1 protein-coding gene is annotated in these 979 nt (G+C 66.8%); it reads left to right on the top strand.

Annotation, left to right across the window (positions count from 1 at the left end; genetic code table 11):
- Window positions 1-58: 58 nt before the first annotated feature.
- On the top strand, window positions 59-955 hold the full coding sequence (locus ABEA93_RS42010; RefSeq protein WP_345681293.1) for an IS982 family transposase: 897 nt from the start codon (window positions 59-61) through the stop codon (window positions 953-955).
- Window positions 956-979: the final 24 nt, after the last annotated feature.

Below are 979 nucleotides of genomic sequence, written 5' to 3'. Positions count from 1 at the left end.
CTAGACGAGTCTTTCCGAATGCCTGCGGGCATGGAGCGAGGGTGTCCAGGATCCGTTTGTGACGACAGACCTCGACACCCTCGCGATCGCACTGTACGTGAAACTCGACGACGACTGGGCGGACTTGGCCCGGCTGCCGGGGCGGCCGCCCAGGCTCAGTCACGCTGAGTTGCTGTGCCTGGCCGTGATGCAGGCGATGCTCGGCTTCCACGAGGAGGCCCGCTGGCTGCGGTATGCCCGGAAGAACCTGCGCCACCTGTTCCCGTTCCTGCCGCAGGATCCCGGCTACAACAAGCGGTTGCGGGCCGCTCTCCCGCAGATCAAGCGGGTGATCCGTATGCTCGGCCGGGACACCGACTGGTGGGACGACAGCGTGTGGATCACCGATTCCACGCCGGTGCCGTGCGGGATGTCCCGGCCGACGGTCAAGCGCTCCGAGCTGGCCGGCTGGGCGAAGTACGGCTACTGCGCGTCGCATTCGCGGTTCTTCTGGGGCTTGCGGCTCTATCTGGTGTGCACCCCGTCCGGGCTGCCGGTGCTGTGGGCCCTTGCCGACCCGAAGCTCGACGAGCGCGAGGTGCTCGGCGCGATGCTGGAAGTCGACGCCGAACTCGTCGCCGAACGGCCCGGCCTGCTGCTGATCGCCGACAAGGGCTTCGCGTCCAGGCCCTTCGAACGGTCACTGTCCGAACAGGGGATCACGCTCCTGCGACCGTCCTTCAAACGCGAGGCGAAACGGCCCGGCGAGCCGATGCTGAAGAAGGTCCGCCAGCTGATCGAGTCGGTCAACGACACCTTCAAAGGCCAGCTCGGCCTGGAACAGCACGGCGGACGCACCGTCGACGGCGTCAGTGTCCGCGTGGCTCAGCGAGTCCTCGCACTGACCGCCGCGGTGTGGCACAACTTCCACACCGGCCAGGCGGTCAGCCGCTCACTGACCGCCTACGACCACTGAACGTGTTCGGAAAGACTCGTCTAG

The sequence above is a fragment of the Yinghuangia aomiensis genome (assembly GCF_039542225.1).
Taxonomy (GTDB): Bacteria; Actinomycetota; Actinomycetes; order Streptomycetales; family Streptomycetaceae; genus Yinghuangia; species Yinghuangia aomiensis.
This window is presented reverse-complemented; position numbering and strand designations above follow the sequence as displayed.